This is a genomic window from Mesorhizobium sp. M7A.F.Ca.CA.004.04.2.1, assembly GCF_004022825.1.
In the GTDB taxonomy this organism is placed as follows: Bacteria; Pseudomonadota; Alphaproteobacteria; order Rhizobiales; family Rhizobiaceae; genus Mesorhizobium.
Genome location: NZ_RZPH01000868.1, coordinates 1 through 2,629, shown reverse-complemented (window position 1 = coordinate 2,629; position 2,629 = coordinate 1). Strand labels below are relative to the sequence as shown.

Genomic DNA, 2,629 nt, shown 5'->3' with positions numbered 1-2,629 from the left:
CGTCGACACCAAGGCGAGCCAGATCGCCGACGCCCGTGGACCGGGCCGCTTCACCGGCACTGAACCTGAGCCGCGCGCGGGTATCCGCTCCGGCCATATGCCCGGCGCGCGCAATCTGCCCTATTCGGCGCTGTCGGAAAATGGCGAGCTGCTGTCGAAGGACCGTCTGCGCAAGGTGATCGAGGAGGCCGGCATCGATCTGTCGAAACCTGTCGTCACTTCATGCGGCTCCGGTATTACCGCGGCGGTGGTGACGCTGGCGCTGGAAACGCTTGGCCATACAAACAACAGGCTTTACGACGGCTCCTGGACGGAGTGGGGCGGGCTTTCCGACACGCCTGTCGTGACCGGCCCCGTTGTGATCGGCAAGGAATGAAGACGGTGGAAAACGGCGCGCTGGAAGACATCGAAGTCACGGTGACGTTCCTCGAGATGCATGTGCCTCCGGCCTATTCGCCGCCTGTGCCGTATAACCGTCAGGTCGCGCTGCTGAAGACCAAGGACATTCCGCTGCATTTTTACCGCTATCTGATGGACCGGGTGGGGCGCAAATGGCACTGGGTCAATGTGCTGAGGCTGGATGACGACGAGCTTTCCGCCGGCATCCATCGTGAGGATCGCGACATCAGGGTCCTTTACCTCGACGGCGCGCCCGCCGGCTTCTTCGATCTCAAGCCGCATCTGCCGGAAGAAGTCGAACTCGCCTATTTCGGCATGATGGAACATGCCACCGGGCAAGGCATCGGCCGCTGGTTCCTGGGCTCCGCGATCGCCGCCGCATGGTCGCATGGGCCGAAGCGGGTGACGGTGCAGACCTGCACGCTCGATCATCCGGCGGCTCTGCCGCTCTACCAGAAGCTCGGCTTTGCACCGGTGGCGCAAAAGAGGGAAATCGTCCATCCGCTGCCTTTCACCGAGCGCGCGGCCAGCGTCATGCGGCCCTAGACTAGCCGGAAGCTGACACGGGTTCGAATCTGAACCCGCCGTTCATCGGCCCTTCAGGCTGTTTTTGGCATGTTGCCGGCACCATCAATGCGGCCAAGGCCGAAGGAGACGAAGATATGCTGACCCGCCGTACACTTGCCGCCGCGCTGATCGCGGCAATTGCCATGCCAAGCCTCGCCGCAGCCCAGGCGACAACGCCTTCGGCCGCGACGATCGAGCGGAAGCTCGAGGCGGCGCCGCGGGTGAAATTGCGGCCGAACGAGCGCGTCACCATCCGCGAATTCAAGCGGCGCCCGGATTTGCGCCGCATGGCCCGCTCGATCGATATCCAGTCGATCAACTTCGCCTTCGGTTCGGCGGCTATTGCCAACTCGCAATACGACAAGATCGAGACCATTGCCGACGCGCTGCGGCGCATCCTGCGCCGCGATCGCGGCGCCCGCGTGCTGATCGAGGGCCACACCGACGCCGTCGGCTCCTTCCAGTCGAATCAGGCTCTGTCCGAACAGCGCGCCGCTTCGCTCAAGCGCACATTGGTGCGCGAATTCGGCGTGCCGGGTCATGCTCTCGAGACAGTCGGCTATGGCGAAGAGTTTTTGCTGGTGCAGACGCAGAACGAAAACTGGCAGAATCGCCGGGTGACACTGCGCCGCTTCGACGATTTCATCCGTTGAGCCGCAGCTCTGAATTTTAGTTAGACGGCGCTTTCGACGGGACTTGATGAGAGCCGGTCGCCGACGGGCGACCGGCTCTTCGATATCTGGCAGGAATCGGGTGGGCGGCGAGAGTTCAAAGGGATAATTTCCGGTAGACCACACCGGAGATTTTCCATGACCATCCAGTTCAAAGCTTTGCCGACCGAAGGTGTCAGGACGCTGCAGCGCGGCGGGATCGATGCTTATGGCCAAATGCCCGAGCGAAAGATCTCCGACGGTGACGGCATGCCTTGCCGGCATTGCTTGAAGAACATCGCCGCCGGCGACGCCTATCTTGTTCTGGCGTACCGGCCATTCCCGCAGCTTCAGCCCTATGCTGAAACGGGGCCGATCTTCCTGCATGGCGAGGAATGCGACCGCGCTGCCGAGAGCGAGGCGCTGCCCGAGATTCTCGAAAGCCCCGACTACATCGTGCGCGGCTATGGCAGGGATGATCGCATCGTCTACGGCAGCGGCGGCGTCATCCCGACCACGGCAATTGCTGCACGGGCCGAGACGCTGTTCGAACGCGACGAGATCGCCTACGTCCATGTCCGTTCGGCGCGCAACAATTGCTACCAGTGCCGCATCGAGCGCGCTTGAGGCTGAGATTAGCCGCTGGAAACAGTTGTCGTACTCCCGTCGCATATTCGCGATAGAAAGCTATTGTCGATCGATTTGCCGACCGCGGATGAACCGGCGGTAAATCTCGACATCGAGGAAGCGGGGCTTTGGCTCCGCTTTTTTGTTGCCTGCGTTTGGCGCGGAAAGATTCGAGCAATAAAAAAAAGCCCGCCGGCATGGCCGACGGGCTGCAACTGTTTGGCTGGAGGGCCTTTTAGTTGAACTTGTACTTCGCGCCGAGACGCACGGTGTGGAAAGAGGAAGTCGAGGTAAGGGTGTCGTCGGGTGCGCCGAATTCCGAAGAAAAGTCCTTCTCGGCGAACTGCGAATAGCGATATTCGAGGCCAACGGTGACATTGCTGGAC

At 61.6% G+C, this 2,629-nt stretch carries 4 protein-coding genes and 1 pseudogene; 4 read left to right on the top strand and 1 reads right to left on the bottom strand.

The annotated features are described in order from the left end of the window. The 4 genes from EN893_RS28390 to EN893_RS28375 all read left to right on the top strand — a co-directional run. Positions 1 to 376 (top strand): rhodanese-like domain-containing protein (locus EN893_RS28390; RefSeq protein ID WP_164901183.1); only part of this gene is annotated, 376 nt, incomplete at its 5' end. Beyond that, positions 373 to 945, top strand: coding sequence for a GNAT family N-acetyltransferase (locus EN893_RS28385; protein ID WP_206517198.1), 573 nt, complete (start codon positions 373 to 375; stop codon positions 943 to 945). The genes EN893_RS28390 and EN893_RS28385, both read left to right, overlap by 4 nt. Positions 946 to 1,061: 116 nt before the next feature. Further along, positions 1,062 to 1,619 (top strand): OmpA family protein, encoded by a 558-nt coding sequence (locus EN893_RS28380; RefSeq protein ID WP_127271734.1) that lies wholly within the window; start codon positions 1,062 to 1,064, stop codon positions 1,617 to 1,619. A 156-nt stretch (positions 1,620 to 1,775) separates the two neighbouring features. Next, on the top strand, positions 1,776 to 2,243 hold the full coding sequence (locus EN893_RS28375; RefSeq protein ID WP_127273685.1) for a DUF1203 domain-containing protein: 468 nt from the start codon (positions 1,776 to 1,778) through the stop codon (positions 2,241 to 2,243). 235 nt (positions 2,244 to 2,478) lie between these two features. Here EN893_RS28375 and EN893_RS40100 read toward each other — a convergent pair. After that, positions 2,479 to 2,629, bottom strand: a pseudogene (locus tag EN893_RS40100) (porin family protein); the annotation flags it as partial.